The following is a 25,985-nucleotide window of genomic DNA, read 5'->3' on the forward strand; positions in this document are numbered from 1 at the left end:
ACAATGTCGTCGGATTACGCGTGGCGATGCCACGCTAATCCGACCTACGCGTCCTTCTTTTTTACGTCGTCACCGTCGGCGCATCGCGCCCCGTGCGGGCGCGGATCTGCGCCACGGTCTCCGCCACGCCGATCAGGCCCGCCAGCGCGTCCTGCGTGGGAATGGCGTGCCGGGCCGGGTCGGCTTCGTAGCGCTCCAGGTACAGGCGCAGGGTGGCGCCTGCGGTGCCCGTGCCGGACAGGCGCAGCACGATGCGCGCGCCGTCCGTCATGACGATGCGGATGCCCTGCTGCGTCGCCACCGAGCCGTCGACGGGGTCCGTGTAGCTGAAATCGTCCGCCAGCGCCACCGTGTAGCCATCGAACTGCTGTCCGGGCAAGGCGGCCAGCCGGGCGCGCACGGCCTCCATCAGCTGCTGCGCACTGGCGCTGTCGATGTCTTCATAGTCGTGGCGCGTATAGTAGTTGCGGCCGTAGGTGACCCAGTGGGCGCGCACGATCTCTTCCACCGATTGCTGCTTTGCCGCCAGCAGGTTGAGCCAGAACAGCACGGCCCATACGCCATCTTTTTCGCGCACGTGGTTCGAGCCCGTGCCGTAGCTTTCCTCGCCACACAGGGTGGCCATGTCCGCGTCGAGCAGGTTGCCGAAGAACTTCCAGCCCGTCGGCGTCTCGAAGCAGGGAATGCCCAGCGCGCCAGCGACCCGGTCGGCCGCGCCCGAGGTGGGCATGGAACGGGCGATGCCCTTCAAGCCCCCACGGTAGCCGGGCGCCACGGTGGCGTTGGCGGCCAGGATGGCCAGGCTGTCCGATGGCGTCACGTCGAAGCGGCGCCCGACGATCATGTTGCGGTCGCCGTCGCCGTCCGAGGCGGCGCCGAAGTCGGGCGCATCTTCGGCCTCCATGATGGCAATGAGCTCGTGCGCATTGACGGGATTCGGGTCGGGGTGGCCGCCGCCGAAGTCTTCCAGGGGCACGCCGTTGATGACGCTGCCCTTGGGGGCGCCCAGCATGCCTTCCAGGATGGCCGTGGCGTACGGGCCGGAGACGGCGTGCATGCCGTCAAAGCAGAGGCGCAGCCCGCCCGCGAACAGGGCGCCGATGGCGTCGAAATCGAACAGCTGCTGCATCAGTTCCGCGTAGTCGGCCACGGAGTCGATGACTTCCACCGTCATCTGCTCGATGCGCACCGCTCCCAGGGCGTCGAGGTCGATGTCGGCCGCGTCGCTGATGCGGTATTCGGCGATAGCTTGCGTGCGCGCGTAGATGGCCTCGGTGATTTTTTCGGGAGCCGGCCCGCCGTTGGCGATGTTGTACTTGATGCCGAAATCGCCATCGGGACCGCCGGGATTATGGCTGGCCGACAGGATGATGCCGCCGCTGGCGCCCTGCTTGCGGATCACGCAGCTGACGGCCGGCGTCGACAGGATGCCGCCCTGCCCCAGCAGCACGCGCGCATAGCCGTGCGCGGCTGCCATGCGCAGCACCGTCTGGATCGCCGCGCGGTTGTAATAACGGCCATCGCCGCCCAGCACCAGCGTCTGGCCGCGGCAGTCGCCCAGCGTGTCAAACACGCTTTGCACGAAATTTTCCAGATACTGCGGTTCGCTGAACACGCCCACCTTCTTGCGCAGGCCCGACGTGCCGGGCCGCTGGCCGGCAATCGGCGCCGTATTGATGACTTGAATAGCCATGTTGCCTCCATATTAACTTCCCATGGTAGCGCATGCGGTGCCGGCGGCAAAGCGTTGTACGCTTGCCACGGTGCGGCAACGCGCTTAGCACCGCATCGCCAAATGCCATGGCATGCCATATAATGAGAATCATTCTCATATGAGCCACACCCGGCTGCAGATTCACCAACACATCGGACGCCGTGGTCGCACGCTATTACCAAGAACTGCTCAATTTCTGCTGGCGCGGCTTGCGCAACCGCCAGGCGGCCGCTGACCTGGTGCAGGAAAGCTATGTGCGCGTGCTGGACGTGCAGGACCGTTCGGAATTGGGCGAGCAAGCCGTGCGCGAACCGCGCGCGCTGCTGTACCACACGGCGCGCAACCTGATGATCGACAATCACCGCCGCGCCGCCCTGCGCCAGCACGAGGCGCTCGACGCCGTGCCGGAAGCGGCGCATCCGGCCGCGCCGCGCCACCTGCAGCCGGAACAGGCGCTGGAAAACAGCCAGGACTGGCAAGCCTGCGTGGCCGCCATCGATGCCTTGCCGCCCCGCTGCCGCGACGCCTTCGTGCTGCACGTGTTCGAGGAATTGCCGCATGCGCAGATCGCCGCGCGCATGGGCATTTCCGTGAGCATGGTGGAAAAACACATCGCGCGCGGCATGCTCAGCTGCCAGGCGCAGTTGCGTTCTTTGCGGGAACACGCATAATGCCGTCCATGACCGCCCAGCCGCCCCGCCACGATTTCGGCCCCTCCGCCCAGGAGCAGGCGGACTTGCGCGAGTACGCCGACTTTGCCGCCACGCAAGATGAGGTGGCGCTGGCGGCGGCGAGCTGGTTCAGCCGCCGGCATGAGCTGACCACACTGCAACAAGCCGAATTCGCCGCGTGGCAGGCCGCCGATGCGGCCCATGCGCGCGCCTACGCCCAGCTGCTGCAGACGCACGGCGCGGCGCGCCGCATTCCCCCGCAGCTGGCCGCGCGCTGGACCGTGCCGCCGCCCGCCCCGGCGCCGCGCCGGCCGCTGCTGCGCTCCCTGCGCGCCCTGCCCTATGCGGCGGCGGCCATGCTGGCACTGTGCGTGGGCGCGGGCGGCTACCAGTGGTGGCAGCAACCCGTGTTCAGCCAGGCCTATGCCACGCAGCGGGGCCAGCGCCTGGCCGTCGCGCTGCCCGACGGCAGCACGGTGCAACTGGACACGGCCACGCAATTGCAGGTCACGCTGTACCGCCAGCGCCGCGAAGTGCGCCTGGCGCAAGGCGAGGCGCTGTTCCAGGTGCAGGCAAAGCAGGGCCAGCCCTTCGACGTGCTCAGCGGTCCCCTGGCCGTGACGGTGGTGGGCACGCAGTTTTCCGTGCGTAACACCCTCGCACACGATGGCAGCCTGCGCGTGGCCGTGCAGCATGGCCATGTGCGCGTGGCGGGCGCGGGACCAGACCGGGTCGACCTGCGGGCCGGCCAGGGCATCCGCAGCGACGCCGGCGGCCGCCTGTCCGCCGTCGCCAGCCTGCCGCCGGACAGCGTGGCGCCATGGCGCGCAGGCCGGGTCACCTTCGACAACGTGCCCCTGGGCGCGGCGCTGGCCGAGTTCGAACGCTATGGCGACACGGGCTTCGTCGTGCGCGATCCCGCCGTCGCCAGGCTGCGCATTGGCGGCAGCTTCAGCCTGACCCAGCTGGACCGCTTCGCCGCCGCCCTGCCCCAGCTCTTGCCCGTGCAGATCGTGCGCAGCGGCGCCACCAGCGTCATCGGCATGGCGCCGCAAGCCGCCGCGCAGGCGCCGGCGATGCACCTCCCAAAAAAATAAATGAAAATAAGTCGCATTCTCAGGTGAGGGTTTGGTCCGCTGCCGCGTCTACCACGTTAATCGACAACACATTAACCTGGAGAAACGCAACATGTGGTCCCCCCGCTTCAACTTGCAACCCGCCCCCCTCGCCCTGGCCGCCATGCTGGCACTGGGCAGCATCACCATGGCGCAGGCGCAAACGCCCGCCGTCAAACTGGCCATCGCGTCACAACCGCTGGGAGCCGCCCTGAACGAACTGGCGCGGCAAGCCAACCTGCAATTGCTGTTCGCGCCCGAACTGGTAGCCGGCAAGACGGCACCCGCCGTCAGCGGCAGCCTCAGCGTGCGCGACGGCCTGGAGCGCCTGCTGGCCGGCAGCGGCCTGGCGGCCAGCATCGATGGCAGCAGCGTCATCATCCGCCCGGCGCCAGCCGCCACGGGCAAGGTGGCGACCCTGGCGGAAATCACCGTCAGCGCGCGCCAGGATGCAGCTATCGATACGGAGCGGACGAAGTCGTATGCGGCGCAGGCCGTGAGCATCGGCAAGGGCCAGCAAAGCCTGCGCGAGATTCCCCAGTCCGTCTCCGTGCTGACGCGCCAGCAATTGAACGACCAGAACCTGCTGAGCCTGGACGACGCCATGCGCGGCGTGACGGGCATCACCGTCGAGGCCAGCAGCACGGGCGGCAACCACGGCAATTTTTATTCGCGCGGCTATGCGCTCGATGCGGTGCAGGTCGATGGCGTGATGACGCCGGCCAGCACGGGCAATGACCTGTCGGCCGGTTTCGGCCTGGCCATCTATGACCGGGTGGAAGTGCTGCGCGGGCCGGCCGGCCTGTTCCAGGGCGCGGGCGATCCGGGCGGCACCATCAACCTGGTGCGCAAGCGGGCGCGCGACACCTTTGCCGCCAGCGGCGTGCTCAGCGCAGGCTCCTGGGACCGCTATTACGCGGAAGCGGACGTGACGGGCCCGTTGAGTGCGGATGGCAAGGTGCGCGGCCGCCTGGTGGCCGCGTACGAGCACCGGCGCTCCTTCGTCGACCATGTGTATGCGGAAAAACCGCTGCTGTACGGCACCGTCGCCGCCGACCTGGCGCCCGGCACCGTACTGACGGGCGGCATCACCTGGCAGGAATACCAGGGCCGTCCCGCCTTTGGCTTGCCCGCTTATGAAGACGGACGCCTGCTCGACGTGCCCCGCTCCACTTACCTGGACCCGGCGTGGAACCACATCACGGAAAAGGTCACCGAGTATTTTGCCGAGCTCGACCACAAGCTGGCGAACGGCGGCCAGCTCAAGGTGACGGCCCTGTACCGCGAGCAGGATGAACCGTCGCGCAACTTCGGCTGGTCCGACTGCTCTGCAGATCCCGTCACGGGCGACAGCTGCCTGATCAGCTGGCGCTACCGCAGCCACTGGAAGACGCAGGGCCTCGATGCCTGGGTGGCCACGCCGTTCCAGGCGTTCGGCGGCAGCCACGACCTGATCGTGGGCGCCGACTACCGGCAAGTGCACAAACATTTCCAGTATGGCGGCGGCGATGATGCGCCCATCAATATCTTCCACCCTGATAACAATATCGCGCAGCCCAGCTATGCTTTCTCCAACGGCAATGACAACCGCACCAGGCAGTTCGGCCTGTACGCGCGCGCCCGCCTGCAGGCGACGGACCGGCTGGCCGTCAACCTGGGCGGGCGCCTGACGCACTGGGACAACCATACCGTCAACCGCAACGCGTATTTCAACCAGTTCACCGATGTCAGCAACAGGATTAATGCCAAGTTCACGCCGTATGCGGGCCTGGTCTACGAACTCGACAAGCAGGTGTCGGCCTATGGCAGCTACACGCGCATCTTCTCGCCCCAGTCCACCACGGATGCGGCCGGCCAGACCCTGAAGCCGCGCTCGGGGCAGCAGTTCGAACTGGGCCTGAAGGCGGAGCTGTTCGACAAGAACGTCAACGCGCACGCGGCCATGTTCCGCATGGAAGACGAAAACCGCGTCATGCCCGATCCCGCCAACCCGCTGTTTTCCATCGGCGCGGGCAAGATGCGCAGCCAGGGCATGGAAGCCGAGTTGAGCGGCAGCCCCCTGCCGGGCTGGAACATCACGGGCGGCTACTCCTATACCAGCACGCGCACCCTGGAAGGCAGCGACGACCAGAAGGCCCAGCTGTACACCTTCATCGCGCCGCGCCACAACTTCAACCTGTGGACGCATTACCGCCTGGCCGGCGCGCTCGACAAAATCAGCGTGGGCGGCGGCTTGCGCAGCGTCAGCAGCATGTACCGCCTGAACGGCCCCGTGAAGTTCGAACAGGGCCCCGTCACCACGGCGGGCCTGCAGGCGGCCTACCGCTTCAGCCCCACGCTGGAGCTGTCCCTGACGGTCAACAATCTGTTCGACAAGAAATACTACACGCGCGTGTGGGCCGCCTACGGCTCGAACTTCTATGGCGAGCCGCGCAACGCCATGCTGACCCTGCGCGGCCAGCTGTAAGCGTTTTTTTAGCGCCGGGCAGATCTGCGCACGGCCGCCGCATTCCAGCGGCGGCCGTGCGCGTTGGCGACATTCTTGCCACATCGCACTCTTGCATGTCTCGCAACCCCGCACTATAATAAGAATAGTTCTCATTCACATTTAGACTCTACCCAGAGTCTGCACGCAGTCTTCCGGCTGGTGCGCAGCTGGATGACACGCTGCGCCAGCCAGGCACCACCGCCAAGCAAGCCTTCGCATACCAATCATACAAGCAAGCGTGCCGCACGGCGGCAGGCACACGAGAAGAAGGATGCTTCATGGCACGAACACGTTCGCTGGCCGGCACCGTTGCCGCCACGATTTTTCCCGTCATTCCCCCACTGCGCCTGCGCCCGCTGGCATTTGCCGTCCATTCGGCCCTGCTGACGGCGGCGCTGTGCGCCGGCATGGCGCTGGCCGCCGACGCGCCAGCCAAGGCCGATGAAACGACCTTGAGCGAGATCAAGGTGCTGGGTCAGCAAGACAAGGCATCGACGGAGAACACGGGTTCCTACACCACCAAGGAAATGGCCACGGCCACGCGCATGGGTCTGTCGATGCGCGAAACGCCGCAATCGATCTCGGTGGTGACGCGCCAGCGCATGGACGACATGGGTCTGAACAGCCTGGCCGAAGTGCTGGTGCAGTCGACGGGCGTGACGGTGCAGGAAAACGACAGCGAACGCACGAGCTTTTCGGCGCGTGGCTTTTCCATCGGCAATTACCAGATCGATGGCGTGGCCGTCAATTCGGGCGCCAATGCGCTGTTCGACACGGCCATCTACGACCGCATCGAAATCGTGCGCGGCGCCACGGGCCTGGTCAGCGGCAATGGCGATCCGTCGGCCACCATCAACATGCTGCACAAGCGTCCGGGCAAGGAATTCGCCGCCTCGGCCGGCCTGACCGTCGGCTCGTGGAGCAAGGTCCGGCTCGAAGGCGATATCGGCGCGCCGCTCAATGCGGACGGCAGCATCCGCGGGCGCGTGGTGGTGGCTGGCCAGAACCGCCATTCCTATATGGACCTGTACAAAGAACGCAAGCTGGTGGGCGCCGTCATCGTCGAAGCCGACCTGACGCCTGCAACGTTGCTGACGGCCGGCATCGACTACCAGAAAAACACGCCGAAAGGCACGAGCTGGGGCACCACGCCCCTGTTCTTCTCGGACGGCACGCCGGCCAACATGCCGCGTTCGTTCAACATGGCGGCCAAGTGGAGCAGCTGGGAGCGCGCCTTCGAAAACAAATACGTCTACCTCGAACACCGCTTCGCCAACGACTGGAAGGTCAAGGCCGCCTACGGCCGCCTGGACAGCTCCTCGAACGGCAAGCTGTTCTACGGCGGCAGCGGCTATCCGAACCGCGACGGCTCGGGCCTGGCCGTATGGAGCAGCGCCTTCCCCTACGATGAAAAGCAGGACAACTTCGACCTGTCGGCCAATGGCACCTTCCCCCTGTTCGGCCGCCAGCACGACCTGGTGCTGGGCGTGAACGGCTGGAAGCGCGTGGGCACGACGAACGAGACGCAGTTCGAGGACCCGCTGCCCTTCGCCACCACCATCCCCGACTTCCGCCACTGGACGGGCGACGTGCCGGAGCCGGCCATGCTGCGCACGGGCGCGCGCGACGTGGCCACCACCAAGCAGTCGGGCGCCTTCATCGCCACGCGCATCAACCTCATGGACAATCTGAAAGTGCTGGCCGGCGCGCGCATCTCGCAGTGGGAAACGTATAACGACCGCTACGACACCCAGGGCCGTTTTGCGAAGCGCAGCTCGGCCTACAAGACGGACGATGTCGTCACGCCGTACGCGGGCGTGGTGCTCGACGTGAGCAGGAGCACCTCGCTGTACGCCAGCTACACGGACCTGTTCAAGCCGCAAAACCTGAAGGACAAGAACAACGCCTTCCTCGACCCGATCACGGGCAGCAACGTGGAAGCGGGCGTGAAGAGCGAGTTCTTCGACGGCGCCGTCAATGCCTCCTTCGCCGTGTATGAAGCCAAACAGGACAACCTGGGCGAGGAAGATCCCTCCGTGCCGCTGACCTTTTTGCTGCCGGACGGCAGCCGCCCGTATGTCTCGACGGGCAAGGGCACGAAAAGCCGCGGCTACGAAGTGGAAGTGTCGGGCAGTCCGCTGGCAGGCTGGCAGCTGTTCGGCGGCTTTACGCACGGTACCTCGAAGACGGGCAAGGGCGTGCTGACCAACACCATCCAGCCGACGAACATGCTGCGCGCCTCGACCACTTACCGCCTGCCGGGCGCGCTGCAAGACCTCACCATCGGCGGCGGCGTGAACTGGCAGAACGAGATTTACACGACGGCCACCCTGCCGAACAAGAGCAAGACGCGGGTCAGCCAGGGCAGCTATGTGCTGGCCAACCTGATGGCGCGCTACCAGATCAGCCAGCAATTGTCGGCCACGCTGAACGTCAACAACCTGTTCGACAAGACGTATTTCCGCCGCGTGGGTTTCTATAACGGCGGCTATTACGGCGAACCGCGCAACGTGGCGCTGAACCTGCGTTACCAGTACTGATGCACCGTGCCGGCCGCCTTCGTCGGGAGCGCGGCCGCTTTGACTGTTTGACATAAAAAATACAAGGGATACACCATGCACATCACGTCCATCGCGCGCCTCGGCGCCCTCGCCACCGCCCTGCTGGGCGCGGCCACCTTCTGCGGCACGGCCGGCGCGCACCAGATCTGGCTGCAGCAGGACGGCAAGGCGGCCAGCGTGTACTTCGGCGAATTCGGCGACAACCTGCGCGAAGCGTCGCCCGGCCTGCTGGACAAGTTCCGCATCCAGCACGCGACGTGGATCGCGCCGTCCGGCAGCAAGCCCCTGCAGGCAAGCAAGACGGCTGGCGCCTTTGTCCTGAACGGCAAGGCGGCGCCCGGCGAAAGCATCATCGTCGAGGAAAACGCCTACCCGTCATGGGAAGAGAAAACGGATGGCAAGGCCACGCGCACCGTGTGGATACCCGCCGCGCGCCTGATCGCCGACGCCACGGCGCAAGCGCCCGCGCTGACCCTGGACCTGGTACCGACGGGCAAACCGGGCCAGTTCCAGGTCAGCTACCGGGGCAAGCCGCTGGCCGACACCAAGGTCAACGCCGTGGTGCAGTCGGGCTGGGGCAAGGAAGCCTGGAGCGATGCGCAAGGCCTGGTCAGCTTCCCGCTGCCGTGGCAAGGCACCTATGTGCTGGAAGTGCAGCACACGGACAAGACGGCAGGCCAGCGCGGTGAAGAGCACTACGACAAGGCCATGTACGTGACCACCGTAAGCCTGGTGCAGCCGCGCGGCGTGGCGCCGCTGCCGGCCGGTCCGGCCCAGCCGCCCAGCAAGGATCACGACTGACCATGCGAGCGCCTGCCCATCCTGAAACCGCTGAAAAACCTGCGCGCCTGCGGCTGTCCGCCGGCGCCGCGTACCGCCTCGGCGTGGCTTCGCGCAGCGTGGCCGCCATCGTCGGCGGCTACGTGCTGGCGGCGCTGCTCACCATGCTGCTGTCGGTGAGCCTGCCCATGGCCCGCTCCGAAGCCGTCATGACGGCCACCCTGCTGTCGTTTGCCATCTACACCTGCGTGGTGATGTGGGTCTTCGCCACCGGCAGCGCCCTGCGCGCCTGGCTGGGCCTGCTGATCCCGGCCGCCCTCATCGCCGCCATCCTGCACTGGATGGACGCCTTATCCTGGAGTCTCGCATGAAAGAAGGTTTCCGCCAGTCGATGGCATGGCTGCACACCTGGTCCGGCCTGCTCGTCTGCTGGATCCTGCTGCTGGTGTTTTGCGCCGGCACGGCCAGCTACTACCGCAATGAAATCACCCTGTGGATGCAGCCCGAACTGCACGGCGCCGCCGCCAGCCAGGTGACGACGGAGGCTGCGGCCACGGTCGCGCAAAAGGCGATGGAAGAACGGGCCGAGGGCGCCACGCGCTGGTTCATCAGCCTGCCCGGCGAGCGCAATCCTGCCACCCAGCTGGGCTGGAGCAAGCCGTCGCAGCCCGGTGAAAAGAAGCGCGGCCGCCGCGGCAATTTCCATAGCGAGGCGGCCGACCCGGCCACGGGCGAAGTGCTGTCCAAGCCGCGCGACACGCGGGGCGGCGAATTCCTCTACCGCCTGCACTTCGACCTGCACTACATGTCCGCCATCTGGGGCCGCTGGATCGTGGGCTTTTGCGCCATGTTCATGTTCGTCTCCATCATCAGCGGCATCGTCACGCACAAGCGCATCTTCAAGGACCTGTTTACCTTCCGGCCGAAGAAGGGCCAGCGCTCGTGGCTCGATGCGCACAACGTGACGGCCGTGCTGGCCCTGCCCTACCACATGATGATCACCTACACGGGCCTGGTCACCCTGATGTTCCTGTACATGCCGTCCGGCGCCACGGCCGCCTACAAGGGCGACCAGGATGCCTTCTTCGCCGAAGCCTTCCCGGGCCGCTCGGACGAGCGCAAGGCGGCCGGCGTGGCCGCGCCCCTGACGCCGCTGGCGCCGCTGGTGCGCCAGGCGGAGCAGCACTGGGGCGGCGGCAAGGTCGAGCGCATCTCCGTCAACAACCCGGGCGACGCCAACGCCACCATCTCGCTGTCGCGCGCCGTCGGGCGCGACATCTCGTCGAAGCAGCCGTCGATGGCATTCGATGGCGTCACGGGCAAGCTGCTGGCCACCGAGGGCGAAGCGCTGCCTGGCGCCGCCGCCACGCACGGCGTCATGTATGGCCTGCACATCGCCCGCTTCGGCGGCCCCCTGCTGCGCGCCCTGTTTTTCCTCTCCGGCCTGGCCGGCTGCGCCATGGTGGCCACGGGCGCCTTGCTGTGGGCCGTCAAGACGCGGCAGAAGCAGGCCAAGGCGCTGGCCGCCGGCAAGCGCCCCAGCTTTGGCCTGCGCCTGGTGGAAGCGCTCAACATCGGCGCCATCGCCGGCATCCCGATCGCCTTCGGCGCCTATTTCTGGGCCAACCGCCTGCTGTCGGTGACGATGGAAGACCGGCCGAAGGAAGAAATCGCCTGCTTCTTCGGCGCCTGGGCCCTGGCCGCCATCGTCGCCCAGCTGCGTCCCTCGCGCGCCATGTGGCGCCTGCAGCTGGCCGTCGGCGCCTTCCTGCTGGCATCGCTGCCCGTGCTGAACGTCTTCACCACGGAGTCGCACCTGGGCGTGACCCTGTTCCTGGGCCGCGGCCCCGTGGCGGTGGCCGCCTTCGACCTGGTGGTGCTGGTACTGGGCCTGGGCCTGGCGTATGCGGCCGTCAAATTGAAACCGCTGCCCGTGAAGGCGGCCAAGGCCGCACCCGCCGCCAAGCCGGCACCGACGACGATGGAGGCCGCGTGATGGAGCTGCTATCGGACTTCCTCGCCAATTTTCTCGTGTTCTCCCTGTGCTATGCGGGCCTGTCGGCGCTGTGCCTGGCCATGGACCGCCACTACGCCGACCTGCACGGACGCGGCGCCGAACCGCCCGCCCCGCTGCGCCGCCGCCTGCAGTGGACGGGGTCGCTGGCGCTGGCGGCCGGCCTGGCCTGGGCCATGCACCTCGCCGGCGGCGGCTATGGCCTGGTCTACTGGGTCGGCAGCCTGACAGGCTGCGGCTTGCTGCTGATCTGGCTGCTGCCCTATGCGCCGCACCAGGCCATGCGCCTGGCGCGCATCATCGGCGGCGCGGCCGTGCTGGCCGCCATCGCGCTGGCCGTGCTGTAGTCGGACTGGCTGCGCCGCCACGCGATGCGCATGCGTGGCGGCACAGCAACAGCGCATTGCGCCGCCACGCCCACCGCGCTAAAATGAGAATAATTCTTATTTGCATTAAGGCCTTACCACCATGCCAGGCAGTCCGTTCGCGCCCTCCCCCTTGCTGCCGACGCAGCTGGAAAGCCATTACCGCGCGCACCACGGCTGGCTGGCGCACTGGCTGCAGCGGCGCCTGGGCAATGCTGCCGAGGCAGCCGACCTGATGCAGGATACCTTTGCGCGCCTGCTGGCCGGCGCGCCCGCGCAGCCGCAGACGCCGGCCCTGCACGCGCCCAAGGCCTACCTGGCCACTGTCGCCAAGCACCTGCTGATCAACCATTTGCGGCGCCAGTCGCTGGAACGCGCCTGGGCCGAGGCCCTGGCCGCCCTGCCGCAGCAGCACCAGCCGTCCGCCGAACAGCGCGCCGGGCTCTTGCAGGCGCTGCAAGCCGTCGACGCCATGCTCGATGGCCTGAAACCGAAGGTGCGCGCCGTCTTCATCCTGGCGCAGATCGAAGGCCACGCCTACGCGGACATCGCCGCGCAGCTGGGTATCGGCGAGCGCTCCGTGAAGCGCTACATGGCCGAGGCGCTGACGCAGTGCGTGCTGCTGGCGCCGGACCTGCTGCCATGAGCGCCGCCGTTCCGCCATCGCCGCCACTATCGCGCAAGGTGGCCCGCCAGGCCGTCGAATGGTACTTGCTGGAGCAGTCGGGCCAGGCCACGCCGGACGACCTGGCCGCCAGCGCGCAGTGGCGCGCGCTCGATCCGGAACACGCGCGCGCCTGGAGCAAGGTGCAGCAGGTAAGCCAGACAGCCGGCCTGCTGCCGCCCGCGCTGGCCGCGCCCGTGCTGCGCCGGCCGCAGCGCCGCGCCGCCATGCAGGCGCTGCTGGCGTTGATGGCGGCACCGGCCGCCTGGCTGCTGGTGCGCCATGAACTGCTGGCCGATTACCGCAGCGGCGTGGGGCAGCGGCGCGACATCCCTCTTCCCGACGGCGGCACCCTGGTGCTCAATACCGACAGCGCCGTCGACCTGGCGTACGGCGCCGATGAACGCCTGCTGTCCCTGCGCCGCGGCGAAGTGCTGGTGCAGACGCGTCCCGACCACGCGGGCAGCCGCCCCTTCATCGTCGCCACCTGCCATGGCCGCATACGCGCGCTGGGCACGCGCTTCACCGTGCGCGTCGACGACGATGGCTGCCGCGTGACGGTGCTCGAACACGCGGTGGAGATCACGCCGCGCGCGCCCTCGGCCACCGTGCGCACCGTCGCGGCGGGCCAGCAAAGCCGCTTTGACGCCAATCACGCCAGCCTGCCCGCGCCGGCGCCGCTGCAAGCGGACGCCTGGGCGCGCGGCATGCTGGCGGCGCAGGACATGCGCCTGGACGCCTTCGCCTCCGAGCTGTCGCGCTACCGCCCCGGCCTGCTGCGCGTGGAGCCGCAGGTGGCGGGCTTGCGCCTGTCGGGCGCGTTCCAGCTCGACGACACGGACGCCGTGCTGGAAAACCTCGCGCGCATGCTGCCCGTGGACGTGCTGTACCGCACCCCGTACTGGGTCACCATCGCGGCCCGCCAAAAATAAGCGTGAAAAGTTGGCCCTTTTTTCCAGCATGGCCTGTCCTGTGAGTATCACAACGACATTCCACCGGAAAGGCCAGACCATGCATACTCCCCGTTTGACTCCCCTCGCGCGCGCCGTCGGCGGCGCCCTGTTCCTGCTGTCGCTGGCGCAAGCGCCGGCCATGGCGGCCGATGCCGCAACGTCCAGCGCCACGCCAGCCGCCGCACAGCAGGCGTTCAGCGTGCCGGCGGGCGAGCTGTCGGCCGCCATCGCCAGCTTTGCCATCGAGGCGAAAGTCAGCGTGGGCGCGGCGGCCGAATTGCTGCAGGGCGTGCGCACGCCGGGCCTGAGCGGCAGCTACACGGTGCCGCAGGCGCTGGCCCGCCTGCTGGCCGGCACCGGCCTCGAAGCGCTGCCCAGCGGCGAACGCAGCTACGTACTGCGCAAGGCGGGCAGCGCATCCGCCGGCGCGCCGATCGCCGCCACCCTGGGCGAAGTGGCCGTCAGTTCCAGCGCCCTGCGCGACGGCACCACGGAAGGCAAGCGCGGCTACGCGGGCCTGACCAGCGCCACGCGCCTGAACCTGTCGCTGCGCGAAACGCCGCAAGCCGTCAGCGTCATCACGCGCCAGCAGATCGAAGACCAGGGCTTGCGCACCTTGCAGGACGTGCTGGTGCAGGCGCCCGGCATCACCGTCGACCATTCGTCGAGCACGCGCGAATACGACCAGGTGTTTTCCCGCGGCTTCGAAGTGACCTCCTACATGTTCGATGGCATCCCGACCAGCAAGAACCTGGAAGCGCGCACCTTCGACATGGCCATCTACGACCGCGTCGAAATCATCCGCGGCGCGACGGGCCTGATCAGCGGCACGGGCAGCCCGTCGGCGGCCGTCAACCTGGTGCGCAAGCGCCCTGGCCGCGCGTTTGCCGCCACCGCCGGCGCGCAAGCCGGTTCGTGGGAGCGCTACCGCATCGAAGGCGATGTCTCGACGCCCTTGACGGCGGACGGCAAGGTGCGCGCGCGCATCGTCGCCGCGCATGAAGACCAGCGCTCATTCATCGACCGCTACCAGCAGAAAAAGGACGTGCTGTACGCCATCGTCGAGGCGGACCTGACGCCGTCGACGGTGCTCGTCGCCGGCATCAACTATCAGAAGGAAAAGCTGAAAGGCGCGGGGCGCGACTTCCCCACGTTCTACGCCGACGGCTCGCAGACGCATTTCCCCCGCTCGATGAACGGCACGGCCGCGTGGAGCACGTATGACCGCGAACAGAGCATGCTGTTCGCCACGCTCGACCATTACTTCGACAACGACTGGATCGCCAAGGTGGCGGTCAGCCGCAGCAGCAACCAGTACGACGCCTTGCAGGGCTTTTCCGGCAACGGCTACCCGGACCGCGTGACGGGCGGCGGCATGAAGCTGTGGCTGGCCAACTGGCACGGCAAGCCGCAGCAGACTTCGCTCGACGCCTATGTCAGCGGCCCATTCCAGGCCTTCGGCCGCCAGCACGAGCTGGTGCTGGGCGTGAGCGCCTCGGAACTCAAGACGGATGGCCCCATCTATCCGGGCTGGCGCCTGGACGGCTACAACTACACGGTGCCGGACATCCACGCCTGGGATGGCGCCATGCCGGTGCCCGACTACAGCGGCACGCGCCTGGGCAGCTCGTATGACAAGGAACGGGAAAGCGGCCTGTATGCAACCCTGCGCCTGCGTCCGACGGATGCGCTGTCGGTGATTGCAGGTGCGCGCCTGTCGTACTGGAGGCGCGACATCCGCAGCGATTATTTCAACGATACGGACCTGTACGACGCCATGCGCGAAAACGGCAAGATCACGCCGTACGCGGGCCTGGTCTACGACCTGGGCCAGCACTGGTCGGCCTACGCCAGCTACACCAGCATCTTCACGCCGCAAAGCCAGCGCGACGTCAACAGCCGCTTCCTGGCGCCGCTGGAAGGCAAGAACTATGAAGTGGGCGCCAAGGGTGAATTCTTCGGCGGCAAGCTCACCACCAGCGCCGCCGTGTTCAAGCTACGCCAGGAAAACCTGGCCGAAGCCGATCCGGGCAATGTCTGGATCATCGGCACGGGCGGCGGTTCCTACGCCTATCACACGGTGAAGGGCGCCACCACGCGCGGCTTCGAGGCGGAAGTGTCGGGCCAGCTGCGCCCCGAGTGGCAACTGACGGCCAGCTATGCCTACAGCCGCATCCGCAACGCGGCCGGCGAACGCATCCAGACCAACCAGCCACAGAACATGGCCAAGCTGTGGACCACCTGGCGCCTGGCGCAGGGCGTGCCGGGACTGCTGCTTGGCGGCGGCGTGAACTGGCAGAGCGATATCTACATGGATGACCGCGGGCCGAACGGCGAGCGCTTCACGCAAAAATCCTATGCGGTGGCGGGACTGATGGCGCAATACCAGGTCAGCCCGCAGCTGGTGGCAACCCTGAACGTCAACAATGTCTTCGACAAGCAGTACTACTCGACGGGCATGGGCGGCTACTACGGCGATCCGCGCAACGCCATGCTGTCGCTGCGCTACAAGTTCTAGGCCTGCCGCACGCTACGCGACAGCGCCGCTCTTGAGCAGCGCCTCGATGCCGTCGGGCGCCATGGCGCGGCCCAGGTAATAGCCAAACGCCTCGTCGCAGCCCATCTCGGCCAGCAGTTCCAGCTGCTGGCCATTTTCCACGCCGCCGGCGATGGTGCGCAGCCCCAGCGTGTGCGCCATGGCGACGATGGCGCGCACCATGGCGCCGTCGCCGCCAGGCGTGCCCAGGTCGTCGACGAAGCACTTCTCGATCTTCACGGCGTCCGTGGGATAGCGCTTCAGGTAGTTCAGCGACGCGTCGCCCGTGCCGAAATCGCTGATGGCGATGGCGATGCCCAGCTGGCGGAACTGGCGCAGTATCTGTTCGCAGTTCTGGTTGCGGTCGATCAGGATGGCGGCGGCGATTTCCAGCTCGATGCAGCGCCCGGGCACGCCGGCCGCGGCCAGCGCGGCGGCGAAGTTGCGCACGATGTCGCGCTGGTAGAACTGGCGCGCCGACAGGCTGACGGACACCGTCAGCGGCTGGCCTTGCGCCATCCAGCTGCGCGCCTGCTCCACGGCAGTGGCCAGCACCCAGGCGCCCACCGGCAGGATCAGGGCGCTTTCCTCCAGCACGTGCAGAAAATCGAGCGGCATCATCAGCCCCAGCTCCGGATGCTTCCAGCGCAGCAGCGCCTTCACGCCCGTGATGCTGCGCGTCCTGAGGTCCATGCGTGGCTGGTAGTACAGCACGAATTCGTTGCGCTCGAGCGCATGGCGCAGCGCCGTCTCGAGGATGGTGCGCGAATACGACTGCGTCTGCATGCGCGCCGCATAGCGCTGGCAGGTGCCCGGCGCGTGGCGCTTGGCCGCATACATGGCCAGGTCGGCTTTCTCGATCAAGGCATTGACGTCGTCATCGTCGTCCGGATACAGGGCCACGCCCACGCTGGCGGCCACCGTCAAGCTGTATTCGCCGATGACGAAGGGCGCGCCGATGGCGCCGACGATCTTTTCGGCCACCCGCTCGGCATCCTGCGCCGTGCGCAATTCCGTCAGCAGGATGATGAATTCATCGCCGCCCTGGCGCGCCACCGTGTCGACCTTGCGCACGCACTGCTGCACCCGCCGCGCGAACTCCGTCAGCACCTGGTCGCCCACGTCGTGCCCCAGGCTGTCGTTGATGGATTTGAAGCGGTCGATGTCGACGAACAGCACGGCCAGCAAGCCCTGATGGCGGCGCGCATAGGCGATGCCGTGCTCGAAGCGGATCTGGAAGTGCAGGCGGTTCGGCAAGCCCGTCAAGCCATCGTGGTGGGCGATGAATTCCAGCTGCTGCTCGGCGCGACGGCGCGCCGACACGTCGTGCAGCAGCAGCACCGCGCCGCCGTGCGCCAGCGGCGCGCAGCTGTATTGCACGTCGATGCGCTTGCCGTCGAGATGGCGCAGCAGCACGGCGCCGCGCGCCACTTCCAGCACTTCCTGCTGCGCCACGCAGTCGCGCACCTGGCGCGCCGCGTCGATGGGCGTGCCGTCGTGGAACAGCGGCAGCAGCTGCGTCACGGGCTGGCCCAGCCCATCGTCGCCCAGCAAGCCGCCCATGGCGCTGGCGCGCGGGTTCAGGTACTGCACCACGCCATCGTGGTCGGTACCGATGACGGCCGCCGGCAGCGCGTGCAGCAGCGCCAGCGCCTCTGCCGTGCGGCGCGCCTGCGCCGCCTGCAGCACCGCGCCGGTCGCATGGCGCAGGCGCCACCTGCGCGCCGCCTGCCACTGGCAGGCCAGCAGCACGCTCAGCACCATGGCCGGGCACAGGCACAGCGCCAGCAGCAGCGCCGTCATGCGTCACCCGGCAGGCGGAAAGGTCGGAACATGGTTTCCCTTTGCAACGCGCGCCATGCGGCCCGGCGCAAACACATGCGGAAAGGAAATAGTATAAGAATTCGGGCAACATATTTGCCTGATCGGGCGCCGCTTGACTGGCATCAAGCGGCATGGCGTGCGGGCTTCAGGCCAGCGAGAGGGCGCGGCGCGACGCGCCATGGACGCCACCGGCCGGCGCAGCATCAGCGGGGGTTGCATGCAGCTTGAAGATGCTGACGGCGTCGGCCAGGCTGGCCGCCTGCTGCTGCAAGGCGTCGGCGGCCGCCGCGGCCTGCTCCACCAGGGCCGCGTTCTGCTGCGTCACGCCATCCATCTGGCTGATGGCGATGCTGATCTGCTCGATGCCGTCGCGCTGCTCCACGCTGGCCACGGCGATCTCGCCGATGATGGCGTTCACGCGCTGCACGCTGTCCACCACGTCGTCCATCGTGCGCCCCGCCTGGCCGGCCAGCACGCTGCCCTCTTCCACCGTGCGCACGGATTCGCCGATCAGCTGCTTGATTTCCATGGCCGCTGCGCTGGAACGGTGCGCCAGGTTGCGCACCTCGCTGGCGACGACGGCGAAGCCGCGTCCCTGCTCGCCCGCGCGCGCCGCCTCCACGGCCGCATTCAGCGCGAGGATATTCGTCTGGAACGCGATGCCGTCGATGACGCCGATGATGTCGACGATGCGCTTCGACGAGGCATTGATATGGCTCATGGTCTGCACTACCTGCGCCACCGCCTCGCCGCCGCGCTGCGCCACCTCGGACGCGCCGCCGGCCAGCTGGCGCGCCTGGTCCGCGTTGTCGTTATTCTGCCGCACGGTGGAGGTCAGCTCGATCATCGAGGCGGCCGTCTCTTCCAGCGAACTGGCTTGTTCCTCCGTGCGCGAGGACAGGTCCATGTTGCCGCTGGCGATTTCGGCCGAGGCCGTGGCGATGGCGTCCGTGCCGCTGCGCACCCGTCCCACGATGGCGGCCAGGTTGCCGCTCATCGCTTTCAAGGCGCGCAGCAGGTCGCCGATTTCATCGCGGCTGCTGTCGGCCACCACGGCGCGCAGGTCGCCGGCCGCCACTTGCTGGGCGATGCCGACGGCCGCGCTCAGGGGACGGGTGATACTGCGGATCAGCCACCAGACGGTGACACTGCCGATGATCAATGTCACCAGCACGGTGGCCAGCATGGCGATGCTGGCGCTGCGGTGCGCGGCCGCGTCCTCCTCCTTCATCTGCGCCATCAGGCCGTGCGACTGCTTGCCGATGGTGGCGACGATGGCGTCGATCTGGCGCGTCGGTTCGCGGTCCATGCCCTTGACCAGCGCATCGACGGCTTGCGCGCTGTCGGCGCGCGCGCCATCATATTTTTGCAGCGCCGCCAGGTAGCTCACGCCCAGCGCATCGTGCGCCTGCATGGCTTGCGCCACGGGTGCCGTATCGAGCTTCAAGGCGGCCATCATGGCTTGCAGGCTGCCGAGCTCCTTGCGCGTCTGCGCGCCGCTGGCAACGAACGCTTCGCGGTAGCGCTGGAAGGCGGCCGCATCGCCGCCGCGCAGCAGGATGTTTTTCCATTCCTGCACCTGGATCTTGAATTCCACCTGCGCGCTGCGCGCCGCATCGACCGCCTCCGTCAGGGCGACGGAGCGCTGCATGGCCTCGCTGCTGCGCGCGCTGGCCGCATCGAGCGCGCTCCAGCCGCGCGCGCCGACGAAGACGAGGGCAAGAAAGAAAAAGGCGCCCAACAGACCCAGGCGGACGGAGATTTTCAGATTCGCAAGTTGCATGTGTTTCTCCCGGCGGCAAGAACAGGATGGCAACAAAAGGCTGCCAAAAACTATCCAATTCTCACCAGATAGCGGAATCATGCCGCGCCCCCCGGCAAAAACCAAGCGGCGCTTATCCAAGAGAAACACTTTCAACAAAGAAACAACAAATTACAGTGCAATGTTGACTAAGTCACCATCAGGAAATCAGTGCGCCGCGCGCCGCGCCGGCAAATTCCTCGCGCAGCAGCGGATACAGGCGCCGGTAGCGCGCCAGCCGCTCGTCCAGCACGGTGCCGGCCAGCGGCGCGACGGTCTCCAGCACGGCCGGGCGCGTGCACACCTGCGCGGGCGGCAAGCCCGTCACCGCCATCTGCGCCAGGCGCGCCGCGCCCATCGTGCCGCCGGCCACGCCATGGTCGTGGCGCAGCACCTGCAGGCCGGAGGCATTCGCGCACAGCTGCGCCCAGAAGCGGCTGCGCGAGCCGCCGCCGACGAACGACGCTTCCTGCAGCTGGGTGCCGGCGCTGCGCAGGGCCGCATTGCCGTCGGCCATGGCAAAGGCCACGCCTTCCATCACGCTGTAGGCCAGCTCCGCGCGCCCGTGTTCCGTCGACAGGCCGAAAAACACGCCGCGCGCCGTGGCGTCGTTGTGCGGCGTGCGCTCGCCGCTCAGGTAAGGCAGGAAGATGGGCGCCGCGCGCGCCTCGACGCCTTCGGCCAGCGCCACCAGCGCGCCGATGTCGGGCGACTGCGTCAGCCGCGCCACCCAGGCCAGGCTGGACGCGGCGCTGAGGATCACGCTCATCTGGTGCCAGCGCCCGGGCAGGCAGTGGCAGAACGCGTGCACGCCCTGCCCCGGATTGGGCGCGAAGCCGTCGCTGCCCGCGAACAGCACGCCGGAGGTCCCCAGCGACAGCAGGCCGGCGCCCGGCTCCACCACGCCCAGGCCCACGGCGGCGGCCGCGTTGTCGCCCGCGCCGCCGGCCAGCAGCACGGCGTGCGCGATGCCCCATTCCTGGCACAGGGATGGGCGCACCTGCGCGGCGGCGGCGCTGCCTTCGACCAGGCGCGGCATGTGTTCGCGCGTCAGGCCCGTGGCAGCCAGCATGCGCTCCGACCAGTCGCGCCTGGCCACGTCCAGCCACAGGGTGCCGGAGGCGTCGGACATGTCGGAGACATACTCGCCCGTCAGGCGCAAGGCCACGTAATCCTTGGGCAGCAGGACCTTGGCCGTGGCGCGGAACAGCGACGGCTCGTATTTTTGCAGCCACAGCAGCTTGGGCGCCGTGAAGCCCGGCATGGCCTGGTTGCCCGTGATGGCGCGCGACTCGGGCACCAATGCTTCCAGTTCCACGCATTCGGCAAAGGCGCGCGTGTCGTTCCACAGGATGGCCGCGCGCAGCACGTGCTGCTGCTTGTCGAGCAGCGTGGCGCCATGCATCTGGCCCGACAGCGCGATGCCGCGCAAGCCGGAAAACGCCACGGGCTGGGCGGCGCGGATGGCGGCGATGACGTCCAGGGTGGCGTGCCACCAGTCTTCGGGATTCTGTTCCGACCAGCCGGGATGGGGGCTGGAGACGCGCAGGGTCACGCCGGCGCTGGCGAGGATGGCTTGGGCGTCATCCGTGAGGATGGCCTTGACTTCGGAAGTGCCGATATCGATACCGAGATATGTCACGATGGATCCATAAAAAAAGTGAAAACGGGCCGTCAGGAAAACGATTCCGGCATGTTCATGTGCAGGCAGGAGCGGAATTTCGACGGCGACATCTGCTTGTGGGCCAGGAACTGGCGGTTGAAATTGGAGAGATTGTTAAAGCCGGTGCGGTAGCAGATATCCGTGACTTTCATGTCCGTGTTCATCAGCAGCTCGCACGCCAGCGCGATGCGTTCCTGGTTGACGTAATGGATGAAGGAGGTGCCCGTGTGCTTGCGGAAGAAACGCGTGAATTTCAGGGTGTTCATTTCCGCCACGTCGGCCACGTCCTGCTCGCAAAAGTCCAGCGTGATGTTCTGCTTGATGTAGGCCAGCACCAGGTTGATGGTCGAGGACATGTAGCGCCCCGCCTGCGCCAGGTAGCTGACGCTGGCCAGCGGACGCCGCTCGCGGCAGTCGCACAGGTCGCCGAACAGGCGCGCGAACAGTTCCACGCGGCGCGGTCCCTGCGCCGTCGTCAGTTCGGCCAGCAGCGGCGCCAGGCGCAGGCCCAGCGCATCGGGAAACTGCAAGCCCCTGCCCGCCTCGCCCAGCAGGGTTTTCAAGGGTGCCATTTCCGGGAACAGCAGCGCGCAGCGCTCGACGAAATCGCTGGAAAACTGCAGCACCAGGTCGCGCGCCGGCAGCTGCACGCCTTCGGCCAGTTCGCTGACCCAGTTGTGCGGCAAGTTCGGCCCCGTCAGCACCAGGTTGCCGGGGGCATAGCTGCCGATATGGTCGCCGACAAAGAATTTGCCCGTCGACGTGGTGATGATGTGCAGTTCGTACTCCGGGTGAAAATGCCATTTCGCCACCGCGTGCGGATAGCCGTGCGCCCACGCGCGAAACGATTCGTGGATCGGTTTGTGGATCAGTTCCAGGTCAGGCGTCACGGCAGTTCCCTTGCACGGTCTCGGTCACCCTATTCTAACCACTTGCCGCACCGCCGGCCGCCAGGGCCAGGCCGCTGCCGGCGTCGAACAGATGCACGTGCTCCTCGTCGAAGGCCAGCGCCAGGCTCTGGCCCACTTGCGCCCCGCTGCCGGCCGCATGCGCCGGCAGCAGCGCCGACAGGCTCAAGGCGCCGCACTGAAAGCTGATCAGCGCCTCCGCGCCCAGCAGTTCCACCAGGTCGATCACGCACGCCAGGCCATGCGTGGCGGGCCGCTCCTGCGCCTGCGCCGCGCGCAGGTGATTGGGCCGCAGGCCAAAGACCACGCGCAAGCCCGCCGGCAGCGCGGCAAAGCGGGGCGACGTCAATGGCCAGCGGTAGCCGGCGCACACGAGCACCGTTTGACCGCCTTCTTTTTCGATGACGCCATCGATGAAGTTCATGGCAGGGGTGCCAATGAAGCCTGCCGCGAACAGGGTGCGCGGATGGTTGTACAGCTGCGCCGGCGTGCCGATCTGCTCGATATGCCCGCCCTTCATCAGCACCACCCGGTCGGCCAGGGTCATGGCTTCGAGCTGGTCGTGCGTGACGTACAGGGTGGTGGTGCGCAGGCGGCGGTGCAGGCGCTTGATGTCGGCGCGCAGCTGCGCGCGCAGCTTGGCGTCCAGGTTCGACAGCGGCTCGTCGAACAGGAACACCTGCGGCGTCTTGATCATGGCGCGCGCGATGGCCGTGCGCTGCTGCTGGCCGCCCGACATGGCGCGCGGCTTGCGATCGAGCAGGCTGTCCAGGCTGAGGATGGCGGCCACCTCGCGCACGCGGCGCTCGATCTCGTCATTCGGCACCTTCAGGCGGCGCAGGCCGAAGGCGATATTGTCATACACCGTCATGTGCGGATACAGCGCGTAGTTCTGGAACACCATCGCCACGTTGCGCGCGCGCGGCGGCAAGTCGTTGACGATGGCGCCGCCGATGTGCAGCTCGCCGCCGCTGATGTCTTCCAGGCCCGCGATCATGCGCAGCAGGGTCGACTTGCCGCAGCCCGATGGCCCCAGCAGGACGATGAATTCGCCGTCGTCGATTTCCAGGTCGAACGGCTGCAGCACGGCCGTCTTCTGGTCATAGGTCTTGTGCAGCTGCCTGCAGGCGATATTGGCCATGCTTATTCTCCTGCCAGTGCGATCTGGATCTTGACGTCGCGCGGATGGCCCTTGGCCGCTTCCTCGAACGCCTGCACGCCATCGGCAAAACCGAAGGTGCGCGATATGAAGGGTTTCACGTCGATCTTGCCCGAGGCGAGCAAGGCGATCGCGCGGGGGAAAATATTCGCGTAGCGGAAGACCGATTCGATGCGTACCTCCTTGGCCTGGATGGCGACGATATCGACGGGGACGTTCTCGGGCGGCATGCCGACCAGTACCAGGCAGCCGCCGGGGCACAGCAGGTCGATGATGTTGTCATAGGCGCGCATGCTGCCGCTGGCCTCGAAGACGATATCGGCTCCCCAGCCATCGGTGGCCTCGCGCACCGTGTCCGCCAGGCTGGCGTGGCGCACGTCGACGGTGGTGACGGCGGGATTGTCCGCGAACAGGGCCAGTTTTTCCGGCACCAGGTCGGCCAGGATCACGCGCGAGCAGCCGCCCGCCAGCGCCGCCAGGGTGTTCATGGCGCCGATGGTGCCGGCGCCGACCACCACCGCCACGTCGCCCGGCTTGATGGCCGCCTTTTTCGCCGCCTGCAGGCCGATGGCCAGCGGTTCGACTATGGCGCCTTCGCCGAAGCTGACGCTGTCGGGCAGCCTGAAGGTGAACGAGGCCGGATGCACGACATACGGCGTGAGGCAGCCGTGGATGGGCGGCGTGGCCCAGAAGCGCACGGCCGGATCGAGGTTGTACAGGCCGCGCATGGTGGCCGGCGAATCGAACTGCGGCACACCCGGTTCCATGCAGACGCGGTCGCCCACTTTCAGGTGCGCCACTTCCGCGCCCACTTCGGCCACCACGCCGGACGCTTCGTGGCCCAGCACCATCGGCGCTTCGACGGCGAAGGGACCGATCTTGCCGTGCTTGAAGTAGTGCACGTCGCTGCCGCAGATGCCCACGGTGTGTATCCTGATTTTCACGTCGCGCGGGCCGACGACGAGCGGCATGTCGATGTCGCGCAGGGTGATTTTTTCCGCCTGTTCCAGTACGAGTGCTTGCATGATGCATTCCTTTATTTATGTTTGAGCATGGAGTTGAGCAGCCGTCCCAGGATGCCGACGAACAGCAGCGGCGGCAGCGCCAGCAGCACGGTGGAGGCGTTCACCACGCCCCACGGCACTTCCTGGCCCATCGAAGTAAACGCGGACGCCACCACGGGCAAGGTCATGCTCTTCGACGAGGTGAGCGCCAGCGCGATCATCAGTTCATTCCAGACCAGCACGAAACTGAAGACGATGCCGCCCATCAGGGTTTTTGACGCCACCGGCAAGGCCACGTGCCAGAACACCTGGTAGGGGCCGTAGCCGTCCAGCGCGGCCGCTTCCTCGATCTCTTTCGGGATGCGGGCAAAGGCGGGAATCGACAGCCAGATGATGGTCGACAGCGTCACCAGCAGGTACGTCACCACCATCGACAGGCGCGAGTCGTACAGCCCCAGGTCGATCCAGATCGAGATCAGCGGGATGGCAACGGCGACGGGCGGCAAAAAGCGCAGGGACAGCAGGAAGAACTGGATATCCTTCTTGGCCGGCACCGGATAGCGGGCGATCGCATACGCGGCCGGCACGCCCAGCACGGCGCCCAGCAGGACGGCCACGCCGACGATGGCCACGCTGTTGCCCAGCCCCGTCAGCACTTCCGGACTGGCCAGCACCTGCCGGTAGTTGGCCAGGGTCGGACTGAAGAAAAAGCGCGGCACTGGCGTGACGATGTCCATCAGTTCCTTGAAGGAATTGAGCACGGCCCACAGGATGGGGAACAGCGCCACCAGGACGATGGCTGTCGTGATTGCGGTGGTGGCGACGTGGCCCGCACCGCGCCTGATCGTTAATTTTCCCATTTGGCGACCCGCTTCCAGAGCAATGTAAAAATAATCGTCGTGGCCAGCATCATCAGCACGGCCATGCTGGACGCGTACGACACCTTGCCCATCAGGCCGATGCCTTGCGCATAGGCGTACATGTCCAGCGTTTCGGTGGAGATGCCGGGGCCGCCCTTGGTCATCACGTAGATCAGGTCAAAGGAGCGCAGCGACTCGACCATCTTGATGAACACCAGGCTCATGATGGGGACCTTGAGCATGGGCAGCGCGATATACGCATACACCTGCAAGGTGCTGGCGTAGTCGAGGCGCGCCGCTTCCAGCGGTTCGCCGGGCAGCGTTTCCAGCAGCTTCAGGATGACGGCGCCGAAGAACAGGCCCCACTGCCAGATGTCGACCAGCGCCACCGCGTACAGGGCCGTGGCGGGATCGGACAGCAGGGCCGTGCCGCCCAGGCCCACGCATTCGAGCAGCCAGTTGAGGATGCCCATCAGCGGCGAATACATGAACTTCCAGATGAAGGCGGCCGACACGCGCGGCAGCAGCACGGGCACGATCAGCAGCAGCGCGATGACGTCCCGCGTGCGGCCCTTGACTTTCTCGAACAGGAACACGGCCAGCAGCACGCCGACGAGCAGCGAACCGGCCACGGTGACGACTTCCCAGATGGCCGACACCTGCACGGCATTGACGAAGCGGCGGTCGCCGAACAGGCGGATGAAGTTGGCAAAGCCGACGTAGTCGCTGTCGCTGTAGCGCAGCACGCGGTTTTGCAGGGCCAGGTTGATGGCGGCGATGCTGGGCACCAGGCCCAGCACCAGCAGGACCAGCAGCGGCAATGTCAGGAACACGGCCGGCAGCCAGGTATGGCGTTTTTGACGGATGGAGTGCGGCATGATGATGGCTTTCAAACGAGAACGGAC

The 25,985-nt window shown here is 67.1% G+C and carries 20 protein-coding genes; 11 read left to right on the forward strand and 9 right to left on the reverse strand.

Features of this window, described 5'->3' with window-relative positions; genetic code table 11:
* Nucleotides 1-61: 61 nt before the first annotated feature.
* Nucleotides 62-1,693, reverse strand: a complete 1,632-nt coding sequence (locus ACZ92H_RS03340; protein ID WP_465048054.1) for an alpha-D-glucose phosphate-specific phosphoglucomutase — start codon at nucleotides 1,691-1,693, stop codon at nucleotides 62-64.
* Nucleotides 1,694-1,875: 182 nt separating this feature from the next.
* Here ACZ92H_RS03340 and ACZ92H_RS03345 point away from each other — a divergent pair, with 182 nt between their 5' ends.
* From ACZ92H_RS03345 to ACZ92H_RS03395, 11 genes are all read left to right on the forward strand, one after another.
* The gene (locus tag ACZ92H_RS03345) at nucleotides 1,876-2,385 is read left to right on the forward strand and encodes a sigma-70 family RNA polymerase sigma factor (RefSeq protein ID WP_465048053.1); all 510 of its coding nucleotides are present in this window, start codon (nucleotides 1,876-1,878) and stop codon (nucleotides 2,383-2,385) included.
* Nucleotides 2,385-3,482 (forward strand): FecR family protein, encoded by a 1,098-nt coding sequence (locus ACZ92H_RS03350; protein ID WP_465048052.1) that lies wholly within the window; start codon nucleotides 2,385-2,387, stop codon nucleotides 3,480-3,482. Before ACZ92H_RS03345 ends, ACZ92H_RS03350 begins: the two co-directional genes overlap by 1 nt.
* A gap of 91 nt (nucleotides 3,483-3,573) precedes the next feature.
* Nucleotides 3,574-5,967, forward strand: coding sequence for a TonB-dependent siderophore receptor (locus ACZ92H_RS03355; RefSeq protein ID WP_465048051.1), 2,394 nt, complete (start codon nucleotides 3,574-3,576; stop codon nucleotides 5,965-5,967).
* Nucleotides 5,968-6,266: 299 nt separating this feature from the next.
* Nucleotides 6,267-8,528 (forward strand): TonB-dependent siderophore receptor, encoded by a 2,262-nt coding sequence (locus tag ACZ92H_RS03360; protein ID WP_465048050.1) that lies wholly within the window; start codon nucleotides 6,267-6,269, stop codon nucleotides 8,526-8,528.
* Between the two features lie 75 nt (nucleotides 8,529-8,603).
* Nucleotides 8,604-9,350: a DUF4198 domain-containing protein gene (locus tag ACZ92H_RS03365; RefSeq protein ID WP_465048049.1), complete on the forward strand. Its 747-nt coding sequence runs from the start codon at nucleotides 8,604-8,606 to the stop codon at nucleotides 9,348-9,350.
* A 2-nt stretch (nucleotides 9,351-9,352) separates the two neighbouring features.
* Nucleotides 9,353-9,700 carry a DUF3649 domain-containing protein gene (locus tag ACZ92H_RS03370; RefSeq protein WP_465048048.1) on the forward strand — a complete coding sequence of 116 codons (348 nt, stop codon included), beginning with the start codon at nucleotides 9,353-9,355 and terminating at the stop codon, nucleotides 9,698-9,700.
* A complete protein-coding gene (locus tag ACZ92H_RS03375; protein ID WP_465048047.1) occupies nucleotides 9,697-11,325 on the forward strand; it encodes a PepSY-associated TM helix domain-containing protein in 1,629 nt (542 codons plus the stop codon). The genes ACZ92H_RS03370 and ACZ92H_RS03375 overlap by 4 nt, the downstream gene beginning before the upstream one ends.
* The gene (locus ACZ92H_RS03380; protein WP_465048446.1) at nucleotides 11,325-11,690 is read left to right on the forward strand and encodes a DUF3325 domain-containing protein; all 366 of its coding nucleotides are present in this window, start codon (nucleotides 11,325-11,327) and stop codon (nucleotides 11,688-11,690) included. Before ACZ92H_RS03375 ends, ACZ92H_RS03380 begins: the two co-directional genes overlap by 1 nt.
* A 121-nt stretch (nucleotides 11,691-11,811) precedes the next feature.
* On the forward strand, nucleotides 11,812-12,354 hold the full coding sequence (locus tag ACZ92H_RS03385; RefSeq protein ID WP_465048046.1) for a sigma-70 family RNA polymerase sigma factor: 543 nt from the start codon (nucleotides 11,812-11,814) through the stop codon (nucleotides 12,352-12,354).
* On the forward strand, nucleotides 12,351-13,304 hold the full coding sequence (locus ACZ92H_RS03390) for a FecR domain-containing protein (protein ID WP_131371801.1): 954 nt from the start codon (nucleotides 12,351-12,353) through the stop codon (nucleotides 13,302-13,304). Before ACZ92H_RS03385 ends, ACZ92H_RS03390 begins: the two co-directional genes overlap by 4 nt.
* Nucleotides 13,305-13,383: 79 nt before the next feature.
* Nucleotides 13,384-15,843 carry a TonB-dependent siderophore receptor gene (locus ACZ92H_RS03395; protein WP_465048044.1) on the forward strand — a complete coding sequence of 820 codons (2,460 nt, stop codon included), beginning with the start codon at nucleotides 13,384-13,386 and terminating at the stop codon, nucleotides 15,841-15,843.
* A gap of 12 nt (nucleotides 15,844-15,855) precedes the next feature.
* Here ACZ92H_RS03395 and ACZ92H_RS03400 read toward each other — a convergent pair whose 3' ends face one another.
* The 8 genes from ACZ92H_RS03400 to ACZ92H_RS03435 all read right to left on the reverse strand — a co-directional run bounded on the left by ACZ92H_RS03400 (nucleotide 15,856) and on the right by ACZ92H_RS03435 (nucleotide 25,958).
* Nucleotides 15,856-17,664: a putative bifunctional diguanylate cyclase/phosphodiesterase gene (locus ACZ92H_RS03400; RefSeq protein ID WP_465048043.1), complete on the reverse strand. Its 1,809-nt coding sequence runs from the start codon at nucleotides 17,662-17,664 to the stop codon at nucleotides 15,856-15,858.
* Between the two features lie 166 nt (nucleotides 17,665-17,830).
* Nucleotides 17,831-19,468, reverse strand: a complete 1,638-nt coding sequence (locus ACZ92H_RS03405) for a methyl-accepting chemotaxis protein (protein ID WP_131371806.1) — start codon at nucleotides 19,466-19,468, stop codon at nucleotides 17,831-17,833.
* Between the two features lie 178 nt (nucleotides 19,469-19,646).
* Complete coding sequence (gene xylB / locus ACZ92H_RS03410) at nucleotides 19,647-21,128, reverse strand: xylulokinase (RefSeq protein WP_465048041.1); 1,482 nt, start codon at nucleotides 21,126-21,128, stop codon at nucleotides 19,647-19,649.
* A 32-nt stretch (nucleotides 21,129-21,160) separates the two neighbouring features.
* Entirely contained in the window at nucleotides 21,161-22,039 is an 879-nt protein-coding gene (locus tag ACZ92H_RS03415) for an AraC family transcriptional regulator (protein ID WP_131371811.1), read from the reverse strand.
* A 34-nt stretch (nucleotides 22,040-22,073) separates the two neighbouring features.
* On the reverse strand, nucleotides 22,074-23,198 hold the full coding sequence (locus ACZ92H_RS03420; RefSeq protein WP_131371813.1) for an ABC transporter ATP-binding protein: 1,125 nt from the start codon (nucleotides 23,196-23,198) through the stop codon (nucleotides 22,074-22,076).
* Between the two features lie 2 nt (nucleotides 23,199-23,200).
* A complete protein-coding gene (locus ACZ92H_RS03425) occupies nucleotides 23,201-24,241 on the reverse strand; it encodes an NAD(P)-dependent alcohol dehydrogenase (RefSeq protein ID WP_465048040.1) in 1,041 nt (346 codons plus the stop codon).
* Nucleotides 24,242-24,252: 11 nt separating this feature from the next.
* Nucleotides 24,253-25,080, reverse strand: coding sequence for a carbohydrate ABC transporter permease (locus tag ACZ92H_RS03430; RefSeq protein ID WP_465048039.1), 828 nt, complete (start codon nucleotides 25,078-25,080; stop codon nucleotides 24,253-24,255).
* Complete coding sequence (locus tag ACZ92H_RS03435) at nucleotides 25,068-25,958, reverse strand: carbohydrate ABC transporter permease (protein WP_465048038.1); 891 nt, start codon at nucleotides 25,956-25,958, stop codon at nucleotides 25,068-25,070. The genes ACZ92H_RS03430 and ACZ92H_RS03435 overlap by 13 nt, the downstream gene beginning before the upstream one ends.
* Nucleotides 25,959-25,985 lie beyond the last annotated feature (27 nt).

This window comes from Janthinobacterium foliorum (genome assembly GCF_978021625.1).

Bases quoted from the DNA above. Each gene is read 5' to 3' on its own strand.
- ACZ92H_RS03405 (WP_131371806.1), bottom strand. From the start codon at position 19,468: ATGCAACTTGCGAATCTGAAAATCTCCGTCCGCCTGGGTCTGTTGGGC.
- ACZ92H_RS03355 (WP_465048051.1), top strand. From the start codon at position 3,574: ATGTGGTCCCCCCGCTTCAACTTGCAACCCGCCCCCCTCGCCCTGGCC.
- ACZ92H_RS03340 (WP_465048054.1), bottom strand. From the start codon at position 1,693: ATGGCTATTCAAGTCATCAATACGGCGCCGATTGCCGGCCAGCGGCCC.
- ACZ92H_RS03365 (WP_465048049.1), top strand. From the start codon at position 8,604: ATGCACATCACGTCCATCGCGCGCCTCGGCGCCCTCGCCACCGCCCTG.
- ACZ92H_RS03425 (WP_465048040.1), bottom strand. From the start codon at position 24,241: ATGCAAGCACTCGTACTGGAACAGGCGGAAAAAATCACCCTGCGCGAC.
- ACZ92H_RS03430 (WP_465048039.1), bottom strand. From the start codon at position 25,080: ATGGGAAAATTAACGATCAGGCGCGGTGCGGGCCACGTCGCCACCACC.
- ACZ92H_RS03395 (WP_465048044.1), top strand. From the start codon at position 13,384: ATGCATACTCCCCGTTTGACTCCCCTCGCGCGCGCCGTCGGCGGCGCC.
- ACZ92H_RS03370 (WP_465048048.1), top strand. From the start codon at position 9,353: ATGCGAGCGCCTGCCCATCCTGAAACCGCTGAAAAACCTGCGCGCCTG.
- ACZ92H_RS03400 (WP_465048043.1), bottom strand. From the start codon at position 17,664: ATGACGGCGCTGCTGCTGGCGCTGTGCCTGTGCCCGGCCATGGTGCTG.
- ACZ92H_RS03350 (WP_465048052.1), top strand. From the start codon at position 2,385: ATGCCGTCCATGACCGCCCAGCCGCCCCGCCACGATTTCGGCCCCTCC.
- ACZ92H_RS03360 (WP_465048050.1), top strand. From the start codon at position 6,267: ATGGCACGAACACGTTCGCTGGCCGGCACCGTTGCCGCCACGATTTTT.
- ACZ92H_RS03420 (WP_131371813.1), bottom strand. From the start codon at position 23,198: ATGGCCAATATCGCCTGCAGGCAGCTGCACAAGACCTATGACCAGAAG.
- ACZ92H_RS03390 (WP_131371801.1), top strand. From the start codon at position 12,351: ATGAGCGCCGCCGTTCCGCCATCGCCGCCACTATCGCGCAAGGTGGCC.
- ACZ92H_RS03385 (WP_465048046.1), top strand. From the start codon at position 11,812: ATGCCAGGCAGTCCGTTCGCGCCCTCCCCCTTGCTGCCGACGCAGCTG.
- ACZ92H_RS03375 (WP_465048047.1), top strand. From the start codon at position 9,697: ATGAAAGAAGGTTTCCGCCAGTCGATGGCATGGCTGCACACCTGGTCC.
- ACZ92H_RS03435 (WP_465048038.1), bottom strand. From the start codon at position 25,958: ATGCCGCACTCCATCCGTCAAAAACGCCATACCTGGCTGCCGGCCGTG.
- ACZ92H_RS03380 (WP_465048446.1), top strand. From the start codon at position 11,325: ATGGAGCTGCTATCGGACTTCCTCGCCAATTTTCTCGTGTTCTCCCTG.